The following is a 24425-nucleotide window of genomic DNA, read 5'->3' as shown; positions in this document are numbered from 1 at the left end:
AAATGAAAAGCAAGCACGTCTTTGTTAAAGTATTTTTAGTATTTACTGCCCTTAGTGGGTGTTTTTCTGTATTATTCGGCGCTTGGCTAGCTCATGCGGGTCAACATATCAATGAAATAGATAAAGTTCGTTTAATAACGGCACATCAATATCAAGTTATTCATACACTTGCATTACTGGTTGTTGGTTTAGCTTATCGAAATAGCCAATCTCGTACTTTATTTATTTCGGCGATTTTATTTATTTTAGGGATAATACTCTTTAGTGGCAGTTTATATTTGAAAACCTATACTGGCATGTTAAGTCTCGGTGGTTTTGCGCCCCTTGGAGGAATAACATTAGCGTTAGGTTGGTTAAGTTTAGCTTTTTTAGGTAAAGAAAAATCATGACATCAATAGTTTTATATTGCAGACCCGGCTTTGAAAAAGAGTGTGGTGCTGAAATTCAAGAAAAAGCAGCTTGGCTTGAAGCCTTTGGTTATTTACAGATAGCTAAAAACGAAGGGATTGTTTTTTATCATCTTAATAATCCAGAAGATGGTGAAAAAATAATGGCAAAGCTACCACTAAAGCGCCTTATCTTTACGCGTCAGTGGTTTGTTACCTTAACCGATAAAATAGCACTACCTGATTATAATAGAGTAGAAGCTATTGTTGAGGAGCTTGGCAGTGAATGGCAATATGCTGATTTAAGAATGGAAACACCTGATACCAATGACGGTAAAGCGTTATCTAAGTTTTGTCGAAAATTAGCCGTTCCGTTAAGACAAGCCCTTAGAAAGAAAAAAGTTCTCACGGAAAAAAATCAACATGAAGGTGCCGTTTTACATGCCCTTTTTTTCAGTGGTACCGAAGTGATCTTAGGCTATTCGCTAGGTAACAATACTTCGCCTCATGTGATGGGGATCCCTCGATTAAAATTTCCAAGCGCTTCTCCAAGTCGTTCAACACTGAAATTAGATGAAGCATTTTTATATTTTATTCCTAAAGAAGAAAGAGAATATCGTTTGTGCTCTGGTATGAAAGCCGTTGATTTAGGCGCGGCACCTGGCGGTTGGACCTATCAACTTGTACGTCGAGGCATGATGGTAACATCTATTGATAATGGCCCGATGGCAGAGTCTTTGATGGAAACAGGACAAGTTAAGCATCGCATGGTTGACGGTTTTAAATATGAGCCTATTAAACATGAAATTTACTGGTTAGTGCGTGAAACTAAAAAGCGTGAAAAAGTGAATATTCCTGATCAAACACCGGTTGATTGGCTTGTATGCGATATGATTGAAAAGCCACAGCGCGTGGTTGATCTAATTATTCATTGGTTTACTCAAGGTTATTGTCGCGAAGCTATTGTTAATTTAAAACTGCCGATGGCAAAAAAATACGATACTGTAAAAGGGCTACTCGATAAATTAAAAGATGCGTTACCTAATTGTTATTACGAAGCAAAACATCTGTATTATGATCGTGATGAAATTACTTTATTAGTAAAATATAAAGTGCACCGAGACAATCAAAGGTAGCAAACCACTCTCTTCTATTGAGAATTGTGAACACAAAAAAAGAGCAATGTATTGCTCTTTTTTTGTTTCGATTGTATAAGTTTGTTTACAATATTTACCCGTGCTAAACAGGTTAATTGGCAATACTGTCTAAATGTTTTACTTGGCTTTCTAATGAGTGCTTAATCGAATATTCGGTGATAACGTCATCCAACCCTTTGTAATGCTCGGCTTTTGCGTACTCTGCAAGTTGGTCATTAACAAACAACAAGTAGGTACATTCATCTTGCGTTGTTATTCCATCTGATTTTACATGTTGAGTACGATAAAATAAGACTTGATAGTTAGTGTCTTTCGATTTTTTCGCTTCAGTAATATCTGGACTTCCTAGCTTTTCAAGTGCTTGGTCAAAGGTGAATTCGCCTAACTTTAATTTACTAATAAATTGTCTGTTATAGGCTTCCCTATCTTCCCACTGCATATTCGCTGGGCTGTCATCATAAAAACTTACTACAAGTACGACAAATACGCCGTATGCAGCTAATGCTAATAAGATGCGCGAAATGACTTTTTTGTTCATGTTAACCTTTAAATGAGCGGATTCAATGTAAAAATTTTGTATAGCATAACGATATGCGAAAATGATTGGAAGTTTTTAACGATTAAAGCTGTTATTTACTTATTTTTGTGAAAACAGCCGTTGCTTTTAACTATGGCTCATTTCGGTTAATCGAATGTCTTTTAAATTAAACCCTAAAGGGATGTCTTGTTTTAATTGAAGCAGTTTTTTACTTAATTCAATTTGTTCGGTATGTTTTTTGAGCTTTTCATTAATGCTACTTTTCAAATCATTGGCGACTAAAATCGCATTTAATGAACCGTATTGGTTTAATAAGGTTGACGCGATCACTTGGCCAATTCCCGCGACCCCAGGAATTTTATTAGTAGAGTCCCCCGTTAAGGTCCATAAATCTAATAATTGGTCGGCTCGTACATCAAACTTTTCTTTGACGTAGTGATGGTCGAGATATCGACGATTAAAGTAATCGTATACTTCTATGTTTTGATTCAATAATGAAAGAAAACACTTATCTGTTGAAATAATGGTCACTTTTTGTCCGCGAAGTGCAACCTTTATTGCTAAAGTGGCAATTAAATCATCAGCTTCATCTTCTTCTGAAATTAATGAGTCAACATTTTGCTCCATAAATGCATCTTGGATATCGATTAATTTATCCGCTAAATGCGCAGGCATCTTCTTTCTACCTTTTTTATAATCAGGATAAAGAGCGTATCGCCAACAAGGTTTTATACTGTCAAAAACTGCAAGAGCATGAGTGGGCTGTTGTAATTCAAGTATTTTACTTAGTGCTTGGCTACAAGCTTGCTGAGTGTTAAATAAGACTTGTTGTTTAGTATTGTCTGCTAACTCATTGTTCATTAAAAAAGGACGTTCCTGTACCGCATAAATTCGCCTAATTAAATTTAAAGCGTCAATTAATACTACATGTACTGACATTTATTTTTCCCTAATGACTTGATAGCACGGAATATATTCAGTACCCGGTAATTTCATCCGTTGTTGCTCAACAAAGGAATTAAGTAGCTCATCCATTAACGACATAATACGACTATCTCCGGTGATTTGAAAAGGGCCATGCTCTCTGATTTCTTTGATGCCATCTGATTTCACGTTACCCGCAACGATACCGGAGAATACTCGTCGTAAATTTGCTGCTAAGGTAGCAATATCCAAATCATAACTGATTTTATTTTTAGCCATATTTTTATGTGTTGGCTCAAATGGTTGTTGAAAGTCATTTTCAATCACTAGAGACCAGTTAAAGTGATAAGCATCGCCAGTTTGCTTGCGATGAGAGAGTACGTCGTTCAATCCTGATTTCATGCTTTTAGCGACGTTTTCCGCATCATCGACAATAATTTGATATAAATTTTGTGCTTTTTCGCCTAAGGTTGCACCAATAAACGCATCTATTTTTTCAAAGTAGGCGGCACTTGAGGCAGGGCCGGTTAAGATAATAGGGAGTTTTTGATCTTGATTTTTTGAGTTAAGCATAATGCCTAAAATGTAAAGTAACTCTTCTGCCGTACCTGCACCCCCTGGAAAAATAATAATGCCATGAGATATTCGCACAAAAGCTTCAAGACGTTTTTCGATATCAGGCATAATCACTAATTCATTAACAATAGGATTAGGTGGCTCTGCAGCTATGATGCTTGGCTCGGTTAACCCTATATATCTGCCATGATTATTGCGTTGCTTTGCATGGCCAATTGTCGCACCTTTCATTGGGCCTTTCATGGCTCCAGGCCCACATCCTGTACATATATTAAAGCCACGAAGCCCTAATTGATAACCCACTTCTTTGGTATAACGATATTCAGTTTGATTGATAGAATGACCGCCCCAACAGGTAACTAAATTTGGCTCGCTGTCAGGGATAATGACATTAGCATTTCTTAATATATCAAAGGTGATATGAGTAATGTTTTCGTTGTCAGGTGATATATTTTTATATCGTTGGCTGGTAAATAAAATATCTCTTAATACTGCGGATAAATGTTCTTGAATGCCAAGAATTATCTTTCCATCAACAAAGGCATGTTCAGGAGGGTTTTCAAGTGAAATTTTTGCCCCGCGTTCACGGCGTAATACTTCGATATTAAAATCTTGAAATTTCTGGTAAATAACTTCTGCGTTGTCAGTGTGGCTACCAGAATTTAGCACTGCGAGGGAACAATTTCTATAGAGGTTATATAACTTACTTGATGCCGATTGTTGAAGTTGTGCTACTTCAATAGGAGAAAGTAACTTCATATTCCCAACTGGGTCTAAATGTGTATGCATTTATTACTCCTTTAATGACTCTATATAAGCTTACTGAATATAAATAACTCTATTTTTTCCTTCTTCTTTGGCTTTATAAAGTGCGGTATCAGCTCTTTCAAAAGCTATATGAACATTGTCATCTGTTTTAATGTGAGTGACACCAACAGATAAAGTCATTGAGACTTTGTTATTTTTAAACTTAAAAGGCAGTCTCGCAATATTAACTTTTAAGGCATTGAGTTTACTTATAATTTCAGCTTTATCGAAACCTCTAAAAATAAAAACAAATTCTTCTCCACCATAACGAGCAATAAAAGCATCGCCAGCTAGGTTCTTTTTGAATGTGCTTGCAAGCACTTGTAAGGTTTTATCCCCGGCAGTATGACCATAAGTATCATTAATTCGTTTAAAGTCATCGAGATCTGCAATGGCGATTGCTAACAAGCCGCCGTTGTGTTGGTATCTTACTGTTTCTTTAGCAAAGTACTCATCAAAAGCAGCCCTATTATTTAGTTTTGTTAATGCATCTTGTAAACTTTTGGCTTGTTGTTCTTGAATACGTTTCTCAAAGGTGATGCTTTGCTCTTCAAGTGTTTCAATTTTTGTTTGCATTTCAACAAGTTTCTTTTCAAGCTCTACTTGTAACGTGCTCTCAAGTGAGGTTTTTTCGTCGAGCGTATTCGCTATAGCTTTTAGCTTTCCGCTGATATCTACTTTTATATCAACCAATGAATTCGCTTGGTCTAATCCACTCGCCATGTCGGTAATTTGGTTTTGGAGTTGCGTATTGAGTTTTTGATGTCTTTTATTACATTTATCTTGTGTTGAAATGGTACTTTTTACTGCAGTCTGAATGGTTGAAAGGGTTTCACTTAACGTCGATAAAAACACTTTTGCGGTATTTCTTTCGTGCTGTAAATCATGACTAATGACGTCGAAAGCCGCTAAAAAACTATTAAATAATTTTTCATTAGGCATATCATCTTTTAATTCAGACTTTATTTTTAATAATTGATTTTGGTATTGTCGAGAAACATTGATTTTTGATAACAACTCAGTAAATCTTTCGATGACTTTATGATCTGGTTTTGTAACCGTTTTTTCACTTCTATTACTATTTTGCTGACTTAGTAATCCTTCTGCGTTATCAGTCACATTGCCTTTTTTTAAGGCGGTTTGATAAAAATTTACTAATTGACTCATTAAAGGAATATATTGTGCCAATGCTTCCTTTGTTTCTTCATTATCTTTTAACAGAGTACGTAATTGTCTTCTTAAATTTTCAGGTAAGCCATTTACTTTTTGAAGCGCTTGTCCGGCTAAATTAAATTCACTTTGTAATTTAGCTATTTCTTGCTCTTTCTTTATCGAAAATTTTTGCAGAAGTAAGGTTATTTCCTTAACTAATTTTTGTACATCGGCAATCGGCGCCGATTTGGTAAATAATGATCGTAATTTTGCTAGTTTATTATCCAAGGATAAGTCAATGCCTTTAGTTGCTTGACTTAGTTTAATGATGAACTCGGTAAATAGTGTCGTTTGTAATTTAAATTCATCATCGATAATACTACGAGATTCAATAGCTGCATCGAGCTTTTTCTTAAGTGCTGCTATTTCTTTATCGACCGTTGAATTACCGCTCATGAAGAATCATATCCTTTATTATGATGAGTACAGATTATCTAGTTTTTAGTATTCAACTGTTCGAGTTTAAAATACAAAAGTGTAAAAATAATTATTTGTTTATTAATAATATACGCAGATATTAAAAAAGTCAGCATTAGTATGCGGAGAAAAAACAATTTAATAAAATTTTAGTTAATTAATGTTGTTAGATCAAAGATTACTGTCTTAATGTTCTAGCAAGTGGGGCAGTGCCGACTTCAGTGCTTCTAAACGGGTTAATATCTAAACCACCTCTGCGAGTATACCTTGCATAAACCGTGAGTTTTTCTGGTTGGCAAAAGTGTTGGATATCACAAAATATACGTTCCACACATTGCTCATGAAATTCGTTATGTTGGCGAAACGAAATTAGATATTTCAGCAATGATTTATGATTGATTTTATTACCTGAATACTTAATATAAATACTTGCCCAATCGGGTTGGTTGGTGATCAAGCAATTTGATTTTAATAAATGAGATACCAAAAGTTCATCAACCATTTTCTCGTCAGTTTCTACTGATAGATGTTGACGGTTCAAGGTATATTCGTTTATTGCGATGTCAAGTTCATCAATACATTGAGCAGATAAGTGATTAATTTCTAACGGTGCACAATTGTCCACTTTAAATAATTTTACCTGAGCTTGAGCGCCAGACGTTTTTGACAAATCTTGGCAAAGCACAGTTTGCACCGCATTTATATCGGCAAATTTTGATTGGTTAAAGCTGTTCAGATATAGTTTAAAAGATTTTGACTCAACAATATTAGGGCTTGTACACGGAAACCTAAATTCTGCAACGGCAACAACGGGTTTACCTTTTTTATTTAGCCAAGATAATTCATAGCCATACCAAATGTCTTCTCCGTGAAAGGGTAGGTCTTCTGGTGTTAAATTTAACGCTTCTCGATTTAAACTACGGGGAACACCTTGTAGTAATGAAGGTTGGTATTGACTAATGTACTGGGTAGTTTTGCCTAAAGTTAATTTATCTAACTCGGATGCGTTGTTATAATGGCTCATGATAGTGATGGTTCGCTAAGTAATTTTCGCTGCAATATTTATTTTATAGGAATTATTCATTAGATGAAAACAACCGACACACAATTAACAGCAAATATACTTACCTTTAGTCAACGCTATGTTGAACAATATCAAGAGAAACTCCAGCATTTACCTTTAGTCGAGCATGATGAACAGTGGCCCTCGCCCTGTTTACAAAATAAGTTTGATGAAAAATTGATGTGCTGGCAGCCAGTTGAAATGCAACCAGCATTGTCTTTTGCAAATTTAGAGGATGCGCTTGATCTCGTGATTCATCCTTCTATTGTTCATTATTTTACCACCATATTTAGTGAAAATATTCCTGCAAGTTGTTCTGAAGGGCATTTACAATTGTTATTTGCTTGGAGTGAAGATGACTTTGCTCGTTTGCAAGAAAACCTCATTGGTCACGTTTTAATGAAGCAGAAGCTCAAACAAACAGTAACCTTATTTTTTGCTGTAACCGATGATGACAATATTATGCTCACTGTAGAAAATGAAAGTGGTGAAGTATGGGCAGAAAGAGTTGGTTGTAAACCACATAAAAAAATTGCCGATTCATTAACAGACTTTATCGCGAGTTTACAACCTGATATTTATATTGAGCCAGAAACTGATTAACTTTTATTGATTAATTGCTCAATCATTAATTTCAACGAGTTAATTTCATCTTTTAATGGTGTTATCGCCTGATTAATTATTTCCGTTAACGCGTCATTATTTTTTGGTTCATCCTTAATAGCTGCCGTTTCAACAGTATTGATTTCGGTAAAACTGGGCTCATGTTGCCAAGTTTTCAAAGTAGCAATCAATTGAGGTAAAGGAACGGGCTGTGAAAGTCTTGTTTTTATTAGTGCTACTGTCGGTTTCTTACCTTGGTTCGCAAGCTGGTTAGCAATGGCTAAAATCTCATCATTGATGGTCATATTGATAACTTTATCTTCGTTAAAAAAACTATATTTTAGCGAAAAAATTAGAGTAAGTGTTAGTTGAATTACACACTTTTTTAATAAAATTATTTTTAATCAATAACTTATGTTTTTTGGAGTGACTTTTGCTACTACTTATTCAAAATTCACAATAATAATTTGAACAAAAGAGTATAAAACATGAAAAAATCTATTTTAGCGTTAATTATTGCTGCTCCGTTAACCTTATCATTAACTGGCTGTGTTGTGTCTGTTGGTGGTGACGATGGATACAATATGTCGAGTGATTATGAAAATCGAGAATATACTAACAGAAAAAAAATCAGCCGCATTGCTTTAAACTCTAGCATTATTGATGTAACTAACCGTCTTGGTGTTGCTGATTTTAATGAAACTTATGAAAAAGATGGTAACGCAATACGCGTTTTATTTTATCGTACTAATCGTATTCATAAAGATGGTTTAACAACACGTGACGAATGTACTTATTTATATTTTGTCAATGGAGAGCTTGTTGAAACTGGTCAGGGTGGTGACTTTTCACGAAACATTTCTCGTTAATAGGCAAAAATATTAGTGCATTAAAAACGATATTAATGAAGCAAAATAAAAAGCCAAGTAGTAAATAAACTACTTGGCTTTTTTCATTTTTTAACTGAACTTTAAACGTTATCGATTTAGGTTAACGTTATAGTTTTGGAATACGAATTTTCTGTTCCGGCGACTGGCGATAAATAACTAAAGTTTTACCAATCACTTGTACTTTCGTGGATTCAGTTTCACGACAAATTGCGTCAACAATTAATCCTTTGGTTTCTCTATCATCGGTTGGAATTTTTACTTTAATTAATTCATGATGATTTAAAGCAAAGTCGATTTCGGCAACTACCGCTTCCGTTAATCCATTATTACCAAGAAGAACAACAGGTTTCAATGAATGTGCCAGCCCTTTTAGATGCTGGATTTGTTTTTTATTTAGGCTCATTAACAATTTTCGTTACAAGTTAGCTTGAATTAACGCTATTTTACCCTCATCTTGTTTGTAATACTAATAAAACGTGTAAAGCTTTGTTTGATTTTTATTCAGTCGAAGTGAAAAGTTAGCTAAATGAGTAAAAGTAAATTATCAAATAGCAGCCAAAAATGGATGCAGGAACATTTTGAAGACGAGTACGTAAAAAAAGCCAAAAAATTGGGCTTACGTTCTCGCGCTGTTTTTAAAATTGAAGAAATCAATAAAAAAGACAAATTGATCAAACCCGGTATGAAAGTGGTGGACTTAGGCGCAGCACCTGGTGGTTGGTCAGAATATGCCGTGAAAGCAGTGGGCGAAAGTGGTCAAGTAGTTGCCTGCGATATTTTAGGGATGGACCCCATAGCAGGCGTCGATTTTCTGCAAGGTGATTTTAGAGAGGAAGCTGTACTCGATGCTTTACTAACACGTATTAATGGTAAAAATATTGATGTGGTGATGTCTGATATGGCTGCAAACTTTACCGGAAATGATAGTGCAGATTCTGCGCGAAGCATGTATTTGGTAGAGTTAGCTTTAGACATGTGTCATCAAGTATTGAAAAAAAATGGTGCGTTTGTGGTTAAAGTTTTTCAAGGTGAGGGCTTTGAACAATTTATGAAAGAAACCCGCCAAGTATTTAAAACGGTTAAAACTCGAAAGCCTCAATCGTCTCGTGCGAGATCAAGAGAGGTTTATCTAGTAGCGACAGGCTTTAAATTGTAGTAAATTAAACATAATTATTTTAAGACACTTTTTTGGGGTTGTTTTTTGAACAATATTCATTAGGTGTTAAATTTATCAAGAGGTCATTAAGTTGAGCGATATGGCAAAAAATCTTATTTTGTGGTTAGTAATAGCTGTTGTGTTGATGTCAGTATTTCAGAGTTTTACGCCAAACAATGCTAATGAACAACAGGTCGATTATACGCGTTTTATTCAAGATGTTCGTCAAGGACAAATCAGAGAAGCGAATGTTGATCGAAATGGTGTCATTAAAGGTGTTAAACGTAGCGGTGAAACTTTTATTGCTGTTATTCCCGGTGGTTATGATCGCGATTTAATTAATGATCTGGTTAAACAAGGCGTTAATGCTTCGGGTGAATTACCTGAAGAAACAAGCTTCTTAACGACCATTTTCGTTTCTTGGTTCCCAATGATTTTACTGATTGGTGTCTGGATTTTCTTCATGCGTCAAATGCAAGGTGGTGGCGGAAAAGGCGCCATGTCATTTGGTAAATCTAAAGCACGCTTACTTAGCGAAGATCAAATTAAAACTACGTTTGCTGATGTTGCAGGTTGTGATGAAGCAAAAGAAGAAGTTTCTGAATTAGTTGATTATTTAAAAGACCCATCAAAATTCCAAAAACTCGGTGGTAGAATCCCATCTGGTGTTCTTATGGTAGGTCAACCAGGTACAGGTAAAACATTATTAGCCAAAGCGATTGCTGGTGAAGCGAAAGTACCTTTCTTTACTATTTCAGGCTCAGATTTTGTTGAAATGTTTGTCGGTGTTGGTGCATCACGCGTACGTGATATGTTTGAACAAGCGAAAAAGTCTGCACCTTGTATTATCTTTATTGATGAAATTGATGCGGTAGGTCGCCAACGTGGCGCTGGTATGGGTGGTGGTCACGATGAACGTGAACAAACACTTAACCAAATGTTAGTTGAAATGGATGGTTTTGAAGGTAATGAAGGCGTTATCGTTATTGCTGCAACTAACCGCCCTGATGTATTAGATCCAGCTTTATTACGACCAGGTCGTTTTGACCGTCAAGTAACGGTTGGATTACCTGATATTCGTGGTCGTGAGCAAATTTTAAAAGTACATATGCGTAAAGTACCTTTAGGTGATGATGTAAAAGCATCTGTAATCGCCCGTGGTACCCCTGGTTTTTCAGGGGCTGATTTAGCTAACTTAGTTAATGAAGCTGCATTATTTGCTGCACGTTGCACACGCCGTGTTGTATCAATGGAAGAGTTTGAAAAAGCAAAAGATAAGATCTTGATGGGCTCAGAGCGTAAATCTATGGTGATGACTGAGTCAGAAAAAGAGATGACGGCTTATCATGAAGCAGGGCATGCCATTGTTGGTCGTTTAGTACCAGATCATGATCCTGTTTACAAAGTCAGTATTATTCCTCGCGGTCGTGCGTTAGGGGTGACTATGTATTTACCTGAGCAAGACAGATTTAGTCACTCTAAACAGCATTTAGAAAGCAATATTTCATCACTTTATGGTGGCCGAATTGCTGAAGAAATGATTTACGGTGCTGACAAAGTCTCTACCGGAGCTTCTAACGATATTGAACGTGCTACTCAGCTAGCGCGAAAAATGGTAACACAATGGGGTTTATCTGAAAAAATGGGCCCTATGTTATTTGCTGAAGAAGAAGGCGAAGTATTTTTAGGTCGAACGTCTGCTAAGTCGTTAAATATGTCTGATGAAACGGCGCAAGCGATTGATGCTGAAATAAAAGAATTTGTGAATCGTAACTATCAACGCGCTGAGCAAATATTAAAAGACAATATTGATATTTTGCACGCGATGAAAGATGCGTTAATGCACTATGAAACCATTGATGCGTTACAAATTGATGACTTAATGGCGCGTAGAGAAGTTCGTCCACCGTCAGATTTCCATGGCGATAACATTGATAAAAATGAACCACCTAAATCTGGAGCGGCTAAAAAAGACGCGAAAGATGAAAATAAAGTTGAACCTGATTTAGATAAGCCGTCTGATATGCCGGCTAAATAAATTTACTCAGCAATGCAAAACAAGCCTCGATTTAAACTTAGTTAATCGGGGCTTTATTTTATTTAATTATACCGTTAATAAAAATAAGAGACTTGTTTGAATATTTTAACTAGCCCCGCTGGAATATCATTTGCTCCTCAAGATATTCAGATCATGGGCATTTTAAACGTCACCCCTGATTCTTTTTCTGATGGTGGTCAATATACACAAATCGATAATGCACTTCGTCAAGTTGAAACTATGATCAACGATGGCGCAAATATTATTGATATTGGTGGTGAATCTACTAGGCCGGGCGCTGTCGATGTGGCTGAATCCGATGAAATTTCTCGTATTATTCCCGTGCTAAAAGCAATTAAAGCGCGTTTTGATGTTGCGGTATCAATTGATACCAGTAAATCAGCTGTGATGGCTTCAGCTATAGAGTACGGCGCTGATTTAATTAACGATGTACGAGCATTACAAAATGATCATTGTTTGTCAGTTGTCGCTCAATCTACTGTGCCCGTTTGTTTAATGCATATGCAAGGGCAACCTAGAACTATGCAGCACAATCCTCATTATGATGATTTGATTGAAGATATTTCAACTTTTTTTAAACAACGTATTGCCGCATGTGAAGCCAAAGGTATCAATAAGCAACGGATAATTTTAGATCCAGGATTTGGTTTTGGTAAAACGCTTGAGCAAAATTATCAATTGCTGTCGCAATTAACTTCATTTAAAACGTTAGGTTTACCCCTCTTGTCAGGAACTTCTCGTAAATCTATGATAGGTAACTTATTAAAGAGAGATGTTTCAGAGCGTTTAGTTGGTAGTGTTACCACTGCTATTCTAGCGGTTCAAAATGGCGCATCAATAATACGTGTGCATGATGTTAAAGAAACCATGGACGCTATGAGAATATTAGCAACTACGCATAAAATCACCTGCGAGTGAAATTTTAAAATTAAGGAAAAATAATGTCTGAAAGAAGATATTTCGGTACTGATGGCGTGAGAGGATTAGTCGGGCAATATCCAATCACCCCTGAGTTTGTGATGAAACTTGGTTATGCTGCAGGTAAAGTGTTAGCAGCAAAAGGGACAAAAAAAGTATTGGTGGGTAAGGACACGCGTATATCAGGCTATATGTTTGAATCAGCACTTGAGGCTGGTTTTTCTGCCGCGGGTATCGATATTGGTTTATTAGGCCCAATGCCTACTCCTGCTATTGCTTATTTAACCAAAACTTTTCGTGCTGAAGCAGGCATTGTGATCAGTGCCTCTCATAATCCTTTTTACGATAACGGTATAAAGTTTTTCTCACAAGATGGGCAAAAGTTACCTGATGACGTTGAACTTGCTATTGAAGCTGAACTTGATAAAGACATGGGTTGTGTTGATTCGGCTAATTTGGGGCGCGCGAATAGAATTGATGATGCAGCAGGGCGATACATAGAATTTTGTAAGAGTAACTTCCCGAGTGAATATTCTTTGTCGGGCATGAAAATTGTCGTCGATTGTGCCCATGGGGCAACCTATCATATTGCACCTAATGTCTTTCGAGAATTAGGCGCTGAAGTTATTGAAATTGGTACGTCACCAAACGGTAAAAATATCAATGAAGGCTGTGGCGCAACCTCTATGGATGCGATAAGCGCAGCGGTTGTTGAACATCAAGCTGATTTAGGAATCGCCTTAGATGGTGATGGTGACCGTTTGATGATGGTTGATCACACGGGCTATATTGTAGATGGCGATGAATGTGTTTATGTGATCGCTAGCCATGATTTGAAATCAGGAAGTATTAGAGGCGTTGTTGGTACGTTAATGAGTAATATGGGCCTAGAGTTAGCTTTAGCTGACATGGGAGTACCTTTTGCACGTAGTAAAGTAGGTGATCGCTATGTAATGGAAATGCTTAAGCAAAATGGTTGGCAATTAGGTGCTGAAAACTCAGGTCATGTGATTAACTTAAGACATACATCTACAGGTGATGGCATAATTGCCGCATTAAACGTATTAACGGCTGTTTGTTCAACAGGGAAAAGCTTGTTTGAACTACGCCAAGGCATGACAAAACTACCACAAGTATTAGTGAACGTTCGTTTCTCGGGTGATAACGATCCGTTACAAGCGGATTCAGTGGTCGCTTCGGTTCATAAAGTCAATGAAAAGCTTACCGGACGAGGTCGAGTGCTATTAAGAAAGTCAGGAACCGAGCCATTAATTCGAGTTATGGTTGAAGGTCCAGAAATTGATGAAGTAACCGCTTTAGCGAATGAAATTGCTGATGCCGTCAAAAAAGCTTGTTAACCGGTTGAATATTGAGCAAATGAACAAGTTATTAAGTGAAATACTTGTATCTTGTGAGTAGGTTCGTTAATATCTCGCCGCTTTGATTTAGGAAAGACAAATGAAAAGACGCTCAATTGTAGCTGCCAACTGGAAAATGAATGGCAACTTATCGTTAATCAATGACATGATTACTGGATTGAATGCTGTACACTTGACTGAAAATGTTGATGTAGTGGTATGTCCAAGCTTTCCTTATCTCGCTTCATTTACAGCCATTGCTCAACGCGAAGGCTTACAAAAAAGCATTCATTTAGGCAGTCAGAATGTTAATGAACATCAAAGCGGTGCATTTACAGGTGAAATATCTATCGATATGTTGAAGGAATGTTCAGTACAATATGTTATTGTGGGGCATTCAGAAAGACGCGATATTTATAAAGAATCATCTAAGTTAGTTGCGGATAAAGTGGCTTGTGTTCTTGATGCTGGTTTAACACCAATATTATGTATCGGTGAAAGTGAAGCGGAGCGAGAAACCGAGCAAACTAATCTTGTATTATCGGCTCAATTACAGTCGGTAATTGACAAAATTGGTATTGAAAAATTTGATGATGTTGTTATTGCTTACGAGCCTGTTTGGGCAATAGGTACAGGAAAAACAGCATCACCTGAAATGGCACAAGAAACGCATCAGTTTATTCGAGAATTTCTTGCTCTGAGTAACGCTGAAATAGCGAACAAAGTGCCATTGCTATATGGTGGAAGTGTTAATGCTTCTAACTGCGAAACATTATTTGCACAACCAGATATCGATGGTGGATTGATTGGTGGTGCTAGTTTAAAAGTTGACGAATTTAAAGTGATTTGTTCAGCTGCGAAAGGATAGTAAAATATGTTGTATCAAAGTTTAATTGTAATTTACCTAATTGTAGCAATTTGCTTAATTGGTTTAGTGTTAATTCAGCAAGGTAAGGGTGCTGATATGGGCGCATCATTTGGTGCCGGCTCGTCAGCAACTATTTTTGGTTCAAGTGGCTCGGGTAACTTTTTAACTAAAGCCACTACTTGGTTAGCCATTGCCTTTTTTGTTATCAGTTTAGTGTTAGGTAACTTAACTGCAAATCGTGTGAAATCAAGTGATGAGTGGAACGAGTTAGCTGTTCCTGCTGAGCAAACTATCCCAGGTAATGATGTTGCGCCAATTCAAGAAAGTGCCGAACCAGTTGCTTCAGAAAACCCTGATGTACCAGCTGCTGCTACTTCAGAAAAGAAAGCAACGGATAACCGCGATATTCCAGACTAGTTAAAAGTTTTAAATTGCAGATGTGGCGGAATTGGTAGACGCGCCACCTTGAGGGGGTGGTGCCTTAGGGCGTGAGAGTTCGAGTCTCTCCATCTGCACCAACTATATAGAATAAGGCTTACAGCGATGTAAGCCTTTTTGTTTCCTGAAAATTTTAAATCATGGAACCTAGCGGGAACCTAATACAGTAGTTAAAATTACTATTGTTTTTGTACAACAATATTTATTGAACTTTCAATGAGTCAGTTAAACACTGATAAAAAGCATTTGAGATTAACGCGTTGCCGATATTTTTTCGTCTAATTGCTTTAAAGGTGTTTTGATACCCGTAAAGCTTAGGGAATAGCGGCTTCATTCTTTGATTTAATCCCCAATTCATCACGATATGTTTGGGTAATATTCCAAGATATGCCCCTGTTAAAATAAGCGTTGCTCTTGCTTCTTGATGATGTGCTTTCGCCATTTTTTTCCACAACTCCATATCAGGATGAGGTTCACGGCCACGCAAAAGCCGGGGAGATTCTACAAATGGGTACTGTTGTAAATCTTGTGTTGTAATATTGTTTTGTTCATAAAGCGGATGTCCTTTAGCGCAATAAACATACATTTCCTCAGAGAATAAAGCTAACGTTTCTATTTCATGATAACGCTCAGATAATACGGTAATACCGATATCAACTTTTTTGTTTTGAACCGCAATAGTTACTTCATCTGAACTCATGGTACTGATTTTTACTTCTACATCTGGTGCTAATTGGGTAAAAGACTTTAGTGCATCGGTTACACATGAGTTGTGAACACTTAACATGTGTTCAGCAAACGCTATATGTAAATAGCCGGAAAGTCGGTTGTGTGAATGGTTAATTGTCGTACGGAATTGATCTATGGCAGCTAATAGCTCTGTTGTCGCATTATAAACTACTACACCGTGTTCAGTTAAATTAAATCCTGCACGCCCTCTAATACATAAATGCATATCTAATCTTTTTTCTAAATCTGAAATGTAATTAGATATTGTTGAGTTCGCTAAGTTAAGAGGGAGTTCGGCGGCACTAAATCCACCGTAATCAACCACAGCTTTAAAAACATTTAACAAACGTAAATCAATGTCTGCAAGTTGACGTGAAAGAGCGGCTTTTTTTCTACCCATAATGACTCATGAAAAGTTTTATTATATTTGTATATCTAAATGTAAGTATAGGCAAGTAATTATATAAACAAATTAAAAGTTCTTATACGATTTATTAAACAATAACCAAAGACTATAACTGATTATGAGCCAAATTATATACCCAACCACCAATCTGAAAAAGCCAAGTAACTTAGTCATTGAACGAGGTGAAGGTGTTTATGTTTATGATAATAAAGGAAATAAATATTTAGAAGCCATGGCTGGTTTGTGGTGCTCTTCCTTAGGCTATAACAATAAAGAATTGATTGATGCTTGCACTGATCAAATGAGTAAGTTGTCTTATTCCCATATGTTTGGTGGGAAAACTCATCAAGTGGGAATTGATTTGGCCGAGAAATTAACCTCTATGGTACCAATGAATAATGCAAAGGTATTTTTTGGTAATTCTGGTAGTGACGCAAATGATACTCATATTAAGTTATTACGATACTATTTTAATGCGATTGGAAAGCCACAAAAGTATAAAATAATCGCCAGAGAGCGCTCATATCATGGTGTGACCATCGCTTCTGCTTCTTTAACAGGCTTGCCTGTAAATCACTCGAATTTTGATTTACCTTTTGAGGCATTAGGTATTTTACGAACAGATGCACCCCATTACTACCGAGGTGCATTAGAAAATGAAAGTGAGATAGAGTTTGTCGATAGGATCACAAATAATCTAGAAAAACTCATTATTGAAGAAGGTCCTGAGACTATCGCGGCTTTTATTGTTGAGCCTATAACTGGAGCCAGTGGTGTCATTGTGCCACCCCCAGGTTATTACGAAAAAGTCCAAGCTATCTTGGAAAAGTACGATATTTTATTTTGGTGCGATGAAGTTATTACTGCATTTGGCCGAACGGGTAACGATTTTGGTAGTAATACTATGGGAATAAAATCACCCGATTTAATGACGTTAGCTAAACAATTATCCTCAGCGTATATGCCAATCAGTGCTTCACTGATCAGTGGCGATATCTATCAGGCATTAATTGAACCTAGTAATAAAGTTGGAGTATTCGGACACGGTTATACGTACTCAGGTCATCCGGTGGCGTGTGCTGTTGCGTTAAAAACTTTGGAAATATATCAAAGAGATAATATGTTCGATGACGCTGCAGTGAAAGGTGACTATATGCAGTCTAAACTCCAAAAATTAAACGCGCATCCTTTAGTTGGTGAGATACGTGGAAAAGGCATGATTGCGGCCGTTGAAATGGTGGCAAATAAAAAAACAGGTCAAGCTTTTCCTAATGGTGACATCGGTCATTATGCGATGGCGGCATGCCAGAGGTTAGGTATGATAACGCGCGCGATTGCAGGCTCTTCTTTAGCATTTTGTCCGCCACTTATCATTACAACCTCACAAATAGACGAGATGATATTCGTTTTGGAAAAAGCGTTAGACGAAACACTAATCTATGCTATGAAAAATAACTTAATTGTTAAGGTGTAGCGGGGGTAAATTCAAGGGCTAAATGAGTGTTTAAACGTTTCTCAAACATATCAACACTCGTTTTTTCTATACATAAGCGGGTAAGTTGGGCATATCAATAAGCATTAACCATACTCAAGGTATTCACCTTTAATCAAATTTTTTTCATAAAAAAAGCAAGCCGGTCGGCTTGCTCTTTATTCATTTTTTCTATGAAAATATCAAGTTGATATATTCAAACTGGTATTAAAAGCGGTAGCTAGCACCGAAAGTGATACGACGGTCAGTGATACCTTGAGCACATAATAAAGCGCCTTCGTTAACACAAGATTGCGTAATATCTGATTCCGTTAAGTTAACTGCTTCTAAACCAATGTTTAATTTTTCGTTTACATCATAGCTCACACTGGCATTAAGCTGGCCTCTGTCATGTGTAGTAACAGGGAAACCTAATGTAGAGTTAAGACTTGCACCCGCTGCCGTATCTTCTGTACGGAACGCATCACGCCATGTGTAACGTAAACGAGCGGCTAAACCATGCTTTTCATAGTATACAGCAACGTTATACGCATTTTCAGAGAAATCTAAAAGACCACGGTCTGATGTGTATTTAACAAATTGGCTGTCATCATACACACCGTTAATAGCATTAAAGATATCGGTACCACGCGTTGCAGACGTATAGAATGCAGAACCACCTTTGTATTCTTGAATAGTATAGTTAGCAACAATACCAAAACCTGATGCCCAACCTAACTGTTCTTCAAAGCTTGATAGGTCATATTGAAATGCCATTTCAAAACCTGATTGAGTTGTTGTAGCTGAGTCATTGAATTTTGATTCACGGTCAACACATAAGCCAACTGTATTTGGGTCACCCAAGACGTTTGGTTGTACTGCTGGGTTCCATATACCACCACCAGAACAAGCAGGGTTACTGTCGCGCCAGCCATTTGCATCTAGTGTCGCACTGTCTAATTCAATCACAAATAAGTTAGTACGATCTTTCTTAAAGTAACCAATACTGATTACAGCAGCCTCAGCAAAATACCACTCAGCACCAATATCAAACGAAGTAACTTCTTCAGGCTCTAGAGCCGCATTACCTAACTCTACAGCTTGGTTTTCGTTAGTACCAAATGATACAGAAGTATTTAAGTCGCCAAAGTTTGGACGTAAAATGTCTTTACCCCAACCTAAACGTACCAATACATCATCATGTACATCAGCGACAATATTTAAACGCGGTAATGTGAAGCTATAATCTGCAGTGTTTGTTGTTGGCGTTACGTTGCCATTTACAACGGTGTTACCAGTAGATGCTATATCAGTTTTAACGTGACGAACACCGAAGTTACCGCGGATCATTTCATACTCAAAGTTTGCTTGTGCATAAAACGCGTGATTTTTTTCTTCAATGTTAAAGGCTGCAGTATCACCTGGTGTTAAGTCAGAATAATCTTGATTACCACCATGAGTTGCCATTGCGCTTTCTAAAACAGATAAAACTTTATCAGGGTCAGAAAATGCAAGGTTAGGATCAACAATTAAGAAATTTCGCATAGCTAATTCACGACCATCAGCGTCACCAAAATGACTAGGGCCAGCAACTAAAAGCTCAGAAAATAAAGAACCATTAGGGCTATCTACCATTTTACTAAAACCACCGATACGGTCAGTAATAGAAACCGCACTATGCTCAGCTTTATTGTAACGGTAACCAAAGTCAATTGAAGTAATAATGTTATCGTCGATAAAGTAAGTTGAGTCTATACGGAAAGTATCGTCAGAGTTATCAACCGTACTACGTGAAATATCTACTTGGTCTAATACCACATTGTTTGGATTTAATAAGTCAGCTACTGTTGGAGCATAAGGAGAGTCGAAATCCACACCAAAAGTTAACGCATTACCAGATAAATCATAAATAAATGGTACGGCATTATCGTTACTTGAACCATCAAGTGGCGTCAGTGGGTTAGGGTTGATAAAGTTTAATTGAGAGTTCAAAGAAGGTGTTCTTGTGTCAGAGCTAGAAGTTGACACTTCTGCACTAATAAACAAGTCTTCACCTTGCCATTCACCACCTAGTCTAAATACTTGTGTATCTGTAACACGTGCACCTGTATCACTGTTAAAACGTAAGTTAGGATCATCATCATCCACACCTAAGTTTGGTTGAACTGTACCGCGTAATGCTGCTTGGATGCTGCCTAAATCAACACCGTCTAAAGAGCCAAAATCTACTGTTTCGAACTCAGTCGGTAAATTATAATTTAATACACTACTAACACCTGATGCTTGAACACGAGTACTGTCTTGACGACGTTCTTGAGAAGTTATAATCGCATCAAAGAAAAATTTCATATCTGCATTTGGTGCAAATTCAAACGTTGTTGCTAAGTTAGTGGTTTCATATTCAAAGTTTTCTAGTTCTTGGTTTAAGAATTGAACACCTAGAAAGTCAAAAGATTGAGCTACTGGACGTTTAGTGGCTTGGTCTTCTAATGAACCATTACGGTAAACATCAGCACTTGCGTTTTCAACAAGACTACCATCACGGTCAACACGAGGGCGGAATGAAGTTGCTTCTTGTTTTGTATAACTACCACTTACTACGACACCAAAACGACCAGAGTCAGTTTCCCAGTTATCACCGTATGCACCAGAAATGCGTGGTTGTACACCATCGGTGGTAAGGCTACTGTCTTCACCTTGAACACGTAACGAGCCTAATGTTTCAGATAATTCAAGCGGGCGAATGGTACGTAAATTTACCGTACCGCCAATAGAGCCTTCTGTTGTTTTAGCTTCTGGTGCTTTAGTAATTTCAACACCAGCGATAATTGCAGCCGATAAATCTTCAAAGTTCATACCACTACGGCCAGCACCTGAACCTACTGTTGAAGCACCGTTAATTTCTACTCGGTTAGCATTACTACCACGAATTTGAACACCTGTACCTATACCTGCGGTACGTGTAATTTGAATACCCGTTACGTTTTCAAGTACTTCTGCTAAGTTTTGATCAGGTAACTTACCAATATCCGTTGCCATGATGATTTCGGTTAAGTTATCAGTGTCACGTTTTTCAGCAAGTGCGCTTGTTAGTGAACTACGCATGCCTGTAACTTCGATAACTTCAACTTCTTTCGCTGCTTCTTCAGCATCTTGTGCGTACACAGATGTTGTCATATTAAGCGCAGTAGCAGACAGAACTGCTAAGCTTATTTTCGATAGTTTTTGTTTCATGTTTTTCCCCAGTGGTTCTTTATCATTAAAAATAAAAATGTTTTTTTGTTTAACACTTTTATTGAATAAATTTTATATAGTCTTTTTGATAAACCTTTCTTTTAATCTTTATAAGCATATCGATGATACTTACAAAGATTGTTCATTATACTTACAATTAAAATTCAAAAGGTCAACCCTTTTAGTGGTTAATTGGTCAAAATAAATATCGCATCGGTTATTACCAATATGGTTTAACATTTAGTGTTGGCTTTGTTTTTACATGGAGCTTTTTGTTTAAGTTATTGTTTTTAATCGTTTTATTTAAAATATTTTTTTGCAGCTATATTTTGTTCAGTATTGCTGATTTGGCAGTTATTTATCGCTAAATGGTTTGATAAATATACAAATAGAATGATTAAATAGTTGATTAAAAAACTATGATAAGCGTTTTGGTTGACCAATTGGTTGTTTTTGTTTACATTTGATTTTGACTTTTGTAACCAATTTGAAAGTCAGGTCTATTACCAGTGTTTTACCTAGCTCTTAGGAAAACTATGGAGAGATTAGCAATATAAATAAAGATGCTGTTATTTTAAGTTAAGGGTGTAAATTCGATGCTCTTATTTTAAATTATTACTCTTTTTAACTTGCTTATATTAATTAAAAATAAGTAAATCAATATTATTATTAAACAACTCATCGTTTAATAATGAGCAAAAGGTGTTCTGAGAAGAATTAAGTTTTAACACTTTTGCTTTATTTTTCTCAAACAATGGAAAAGGTATTAAATACATGAAGCCAATTATCATGATTGCTTGGTTGTTAATCGCTATCAATTTTGGGCTTATCTCAGCCTGTCATGCAAGTGATCGCAAAGGATTAATTTTAACGAAAGAAGGCATCACAAAAATTCAAGCAAGCTTAGGAAAAACACCTTTGTTTGATAAAACCTTGCAACAATTGAAAACAGAAGTTGATGCTGAAATTGAACAAGGTATTGATACTCCGATACCCCGTGATTTTTCCGGTGGCTATACTCATCAACGTCATAAAGCGAATTTCTTTTTATTACAAAAGGCAGGCGTCTTATTTCAAATTTTAGAAGATGAAAAGTATGCAAACTATGTGCGTGATATGTTTTTTCAATATGAAGCTATGTATAAAGATCTCCCTTTACACCCACAAACACGTTCATACGCAAGAGGAAAACTTTTTTGGCAATCGCTAAATGATTCAAATTGGTTGGTGTATGCAGCGCAAGCTTATGATGCTATTTATGACTGGTTACCTGCAGCAGACAGAGAAACCTTAGAAGATAATTTATTTAAACCTTTTGCTGATCATATCTCAATTGATAGCCCGCAGTTTTTTAATCGAGTACACAACCATAGTACATGGGGAGCTGCAGCTGTTGGTATGATAGGTCTAGTCATGCAAGATGAAGAGCTTATTCAACGAGCTTTATATGGTTTAGAAGAAGATGGTTTAGCAATTGGTGCAAAAGATGATGATGGTGGTTTCCTGAAAGTAGAAGGACAAGGCGCTGGTTTTTTCGCGAATTTAAATGAACCTTTTTCACCTGATGGATATTATACCGAAGGACCTTACTATCAACGTTATGCTATGTATCCTTTTTTAGTTTTTGCCCAAGCATTAAATAATGCAAGGCCAGATCTTGACGTATTAAATTATAAAAATGGCGTATTATTAAAAGCGGTAGATGTTTTATTGAATTTATCTGATGCTGACGGTGACTTTTTCCCGATTAATGATGGCCAAAAAGGTATGTCGTACTACAACGATGCGGTAGTAACTGCGGTTAATATAGCTTATTTTTATGGTAATAAAGATCCTCGTTTATTGAGTATCGCCGAAAAACAAGGGCGGGTTTTACTTGATGACACCGGTTATGCCGTTGCTGCTGGCATTCGTGATGGCTTAGCGAAAAAATTTACCAAAGGCTCTGAAAATTACTCGGATGGATCTGATGGCGATGAAGGTGGATTAGGTTTATTACGTCATGGTGATGAAGCGTTAACCTTATTATTTAAATATACCGCTCAAGGCTTAAGTCATGGCCATTATGACAAATTGTCATTTTCACTTTATGGCCAAGGCGAAGAAATCATGCAGGACTACGGTTTAGCTCGTTTTGTTAATATTGAACAAAAAGGAGGAGGCAATTATCTGCCAGAAAACAAAACTTGGGCAAAACAAACCATTGCGCATAATACGTTGGTTCAAAATAGACAATCACATTTTTCTGGAAAATACGAAATAGGTAGCCTACATCATTCCCAGTTGCGTTTTTACGACGCTTCAAATAAAGCGGTTCAAGTGATCAGTGCTGAAGAACTAAATGCCTACCCAGGCACTAAAATGCAAAGAACCATGGCGATGATCAAAGATGAAGCTTTTGAAAAAGCATTCGTTTTAGATTTGTTTAAAGCTGATGCTCAAAACAATCACCAATATGACTTACCATTTTACTATTTTGGTCAAATACTAAAATCAAATATTGATTATCAAATTCCTCGCACTTTAAAACCGTTAGGCGATAATAATGGTTATCAACACCTTTACTTGGAAGCTGAGGGGATAGCCAATAGTGAAAATACTAAATTCTCATGGTTAGATAAAGGCCGTTTTTATACTTTAACCATGGCGACTGAACAGGGTGATAAAGTGCAACTTGCCCGTATTGGTGCAAATGATCCTCAGTTTAATTTACGTAAAGATCCTGCCATTATCCTTAGCCGAAAGAATGCTAAACAAACACTTTTTGCATCAGTGATCGAACCGCATGGCAGTTATACCCCCGTTTCTGAATCAGCACATAATTCAAATAGTAATATTGCTGAATTATTAGTCCTTCAAGATGATGACAACTATACCGCCGTATCCATTAAAACGGTAAAAGGTGACATGCGTTATTTTGTTGTTGCTAATAAGAACGTTAATAAAGCGGCAAAGCATCAATTGAAACTAAATGGTCAAACATATCATTGGACTGGTCCATTTCAATATTTTTACCTGAACTAAGCTTCGAGAGCTATGAGCTCGTATTGATTTTATACCATTAATACGAGCTTTCTGTTTATTAATCTGTGATTTCACACTTTACCCAACCATAATATCCGCTACATTTATGAAACGATGCTTTTTTATGTGCGTACTTAACATCAGTTAAATTTGCCATGTTTGAAAGGGGGATCATTACTGTTAAATGTTAG

General features: G+C 36.7%; 21 protein-coding genes and 1 tRNA gene. 13 read left to right on the top strand and 9 right to left on the bottom strand.

The features are described 5' to 3' along the window. Positions 1–2 precede the first annotated feature (2 nt). Positions 3–389, top strand: a complete 387-nt coding sequence (locus tag RM573_RS01680) for a DUF423 domain-containing protein (RefSeq protein ID WP_311576254.1) — start codon at positions 3–5, stop codon at positions 387–389. Continuing rightward, entirely contained in the window at positions 386–1522 is a 1137-nt protein-coding gene (gene rlmM / locus RM573_RS01675) for a 23S rRNA (cytidine(2498)-2'-O)-methyltransferase RlmM (RefSeq protein WP_311576251.1), read from the top strand. Before RM573_RS01680 ends, rlmM begins: the two co-directional genes overlap by 4 nt. A 112-nt stretch (positions 1523–1634) precedes the next feature. Here the strand turns inward: rlmM and RM573_RS01670 are convergent, their stop codons facing one another. The 5 genes from RM573_RS01670 to queF all read right to left on the bottom strand — a co-directional run bounded on the left by RM573_RS01670 (position 1635) and on the right by queF (position 7041). Further along, positions 1635–2081: a DUF3192 domain-containing protein gene (locus RM573_RS01670; protein ID WP_311576248.1), complete on the bottom strand. Its 447-nt coding sequence runs from the start codon at positions 2079–2081 to the stop codon at positions 1635–1637. A 126-nt stretch (positions 2082–2207) separates the two neighbouring features. After that, positions 2208–3020 (bottom strand): flap endonuclease Xni, encoded by an 813-nt coding sequence (xni, locus tag RM573_RS01665; RefSeq protein ID WP_311576245.1) that lies wholly within the window; start codon positions 3018–3020, stop codon positions 2208–2210. Then, positions 3021–4370, bottom strand: a complete 1350-nt coding sequence (gene ppnN, locus RM573_RS01660) for a nucleotide 5'-monophosphate nucleosidase PpnN (RefSeq protein WP_311576242.1) — start codon at positions 4368–4370, stop codon at positions 3021–3023. Between the two features lie 30 nt (positions 4371–4400). Next, complete coding sequence (locus RM573_RS01655) at positions 4401–5996, bottom strand: diguanylate cyclase (protein WP_311576239.1); 1596 nt, start codon at positions 5994–5996, stop codon at positions 4401–4403. A gap of 199 nt (positions 5997–6195) precedes the next feature. Then, positions 6196–7041 (bottom strand): NADPH-dependent 7-cyano-7-deazaguanine reductase QueF, encoded by an 846-nt coding sequence (queF, locus tag RM573_RS01650; RefSeq protein WP_311576236.1) that lies wholly within the window; start codon positions 7039–7041, stop codon positions 6196–6198. 63 nt (positions 7042–7104) lie between these two features. On the opposite strand from queF, the gene syd reads away from it, so the two are divergent. Continuing rightward, entirely contained in the window at positions 7105–7683 is a 579-nt protein-coding gene (gene syd / locus RM573_RS01645; RefSeq protein ID WP_311576233.1) for a SecY-interacting protein, read from the top strand. Here the strand turns inward: syd and RM573_RS01640 are convergent. Continuing rightward, on the bottom strand, positions 7680–7988 hold the full coding sequence (locus RM573_RS01640; protein WP_311576230.1) for a hypothetical protein: 309 nt from the start codon (positions 7986–7988) through the stop codon (positions 7680–7682). The two genes, syd and RM573_RS01640, sit on opposite strands and share 4 nt — an antisense overlap. Positions 7989–8171: 183 nt before the next feature. Between RM573_RS01640 and RM573_RS01635 the strand changes: the two genes are divergently transcribed. After that, positions 8172–8552, top strand: coding sequence for a DUF3192 domain-containing protein (locus RM573_RS01635; RefSeq protein WP_311576227.1), 381 nt, complete (start codon positions 8172–8174; stop codon positions 8550–8552). Between the two features lie 127 nt (positions 8553–8679). Here RM573_RS01635 and yhbY read toward each other — a convergent pair whose 3' ends face one another. Beyond that, a complete protein-coding gene (gene yhbY / locus RM573_RS01630; protein ID WP_311576224.1) occupies positions 8680–8976 on the bottom strand; it encodes a ribosome assembly RNA-binding protein YhbY in 297 nt (98 codons plus the stop codon). A 123-nt stretch (positions 8977–9099) separates the two neighbouring features. On the opposite strand from yhbY, the gene rlmE reads away from it, so the two are divergent. The 7 genes from rlmE to RM573_RS01595 all read left to right on the top strand — a co-directional run bounded on the left by rlmE (position 9100) and on the right by RM573_RS01595 (position 15450). Continuing rightward, positions 9100–9729: a 23S rRNA (uridine(2552)-2'-O)-methyltransferase RlmE gene (rlmE, locus tag RM573_RS01625; protein ID WP_311576220.1), complete on the top strand. Its 630-nt coding sequence runs from the start codon at positions 9100–9102 to the stop codon at positions 9727–9729. 100 nt (positions 9730–9829) lie between these two features. Next, positions 9830–11767 carry an ATP-dependent zinc metalloprotease FtsH gene (gene ftsH, locus RM573_RS01620; RefSeq protein WP_311576217.1) on the top strand — a complete coding sequence of 646 codons (1938 nt, stop codon included), beginning with the start codon at positions 9830–9832 and terminating at the stop codon, positions 11765–11767. Positions 11768–11920: 153 nt separating this feature from the next. After that, entirely contained in the window at positions 11921–12706 is a 786-nt protein-coding gene (gene folP / locus RM573_RS01615) for a dihydropteroate synthase (protein WP_311577404.1), read from the top strand. Positions 12707–12729: 23 nt separating this feature from the next. Further along, the gene (glmM, locus tag RM573_RS01610) at positions 12730–14064 is read left to right on the top strand and encodes a phosphoglucosamine mutase (protein WP_311576213.1); all 1335 of its coding nucleotides are present in this window, start codon (positions 12730–12732) and stop codon (positions 14062–14064) included. A 100-nt stretch (positions 14065–14164) separates the two neighbouring features. Further along, complete coding sequence (tpiA, locus tag RM573_RS01605; RefSeq protein WP_311576211.1) at positions 14165–14932, top strand: triose-phosphate isomerase; 768 nt, start codon at positions 14165–14167, stop codon at positions 14930–14932. 9 nt (positions 14933–14941) lie between these two features. After that, a complete protein-coding gene (secG, locus tag RM573_RS01600) occupies positions 14942–15349 on the top strand; it encodes a preprotein translocase subunit SecG (protein WP_311577401.1) in 408 nt (135 codons plus the stop codon). Between the two features lie 16 nt (positions 15350–15365). Then, a tRNA-Leu gene (locus RM573_RS01595) sits at positions 15366–15450 on the top strand. A 122-nt stretch (positions 15451–15572) separates the two neighbouring features. Here the strand turns inward: RM573_RS01595 and RM573_RS01590 are convergent. Then, on the bottom strand, positions 15573–16499 hold the full coding sequence (locus RM573_RS01590; protein ID WP_311576209.1) for a LysR family transcriptional regulator: 927 nt from the start codon (positions 16497–16499) through the stop codon (positions 15573–15575). 124 nt (positions 16500–16623) lie between these two features. Here RM573_RS01590 and RM573_RS01585 point away from each other — a divergent pair, with 124 nt between their 5' ends. After that, entirely contained in the window at positions 16624–17979 is a 1356-nt protein-coding gene (locus tag RM573_RS01585) for an aminotransferase (RefSeq protein WP_311576206.1), read from the top strand. A 225-nt stretch (positions 17980–18204) separates the two neighbouring features. On the opposite strand, the gene RM573_RS01580 is transcribed toward RM573_RS01585, so the two are convergent. Beyond that, on the bottom strand, positions 18205–21210 hold the full coding sequence (locus RM573_RS01580; RefSeq protein WP_311576203.1) for a TonB-dependent receptor: 3006 nt from the start codon (positions 21208–21210) through the stop codon (positions 18205–18207). A gap of 774 nt (positions 21211–21984) precedes the next feature. Between RM573_RS01580 and RM573_RS01575 the strand changes: the two genes are divergently transcribed. Beyond that, positions 21985–24234 (top strand): heparinase II/III domain-containing protein, encoded by a 2250-nt coding sequence (locus RM573_RS01575; RefSeq protein WP_311576200.1) that lies wholly within the window; start codon positions 21985–21987, stop codon positions 24232–24234. Positions 24235–24425: the final 191 nt, after the last annotated feature.

The sequence above is a fragment of the Thalassotalea castellviae genome (genome assembly GCF_031846185.1).
Classification (GTDB): Bacteria; Pseudomonadota; Gammaproteobacteria; order Enterobacterales; family Alteromonadaceae; genus Thalassotalea_H; species Thalassotalea_H castellviae.
This window is presented reverse-complemented; position numbering and strand designations above follow the sequence as displayed.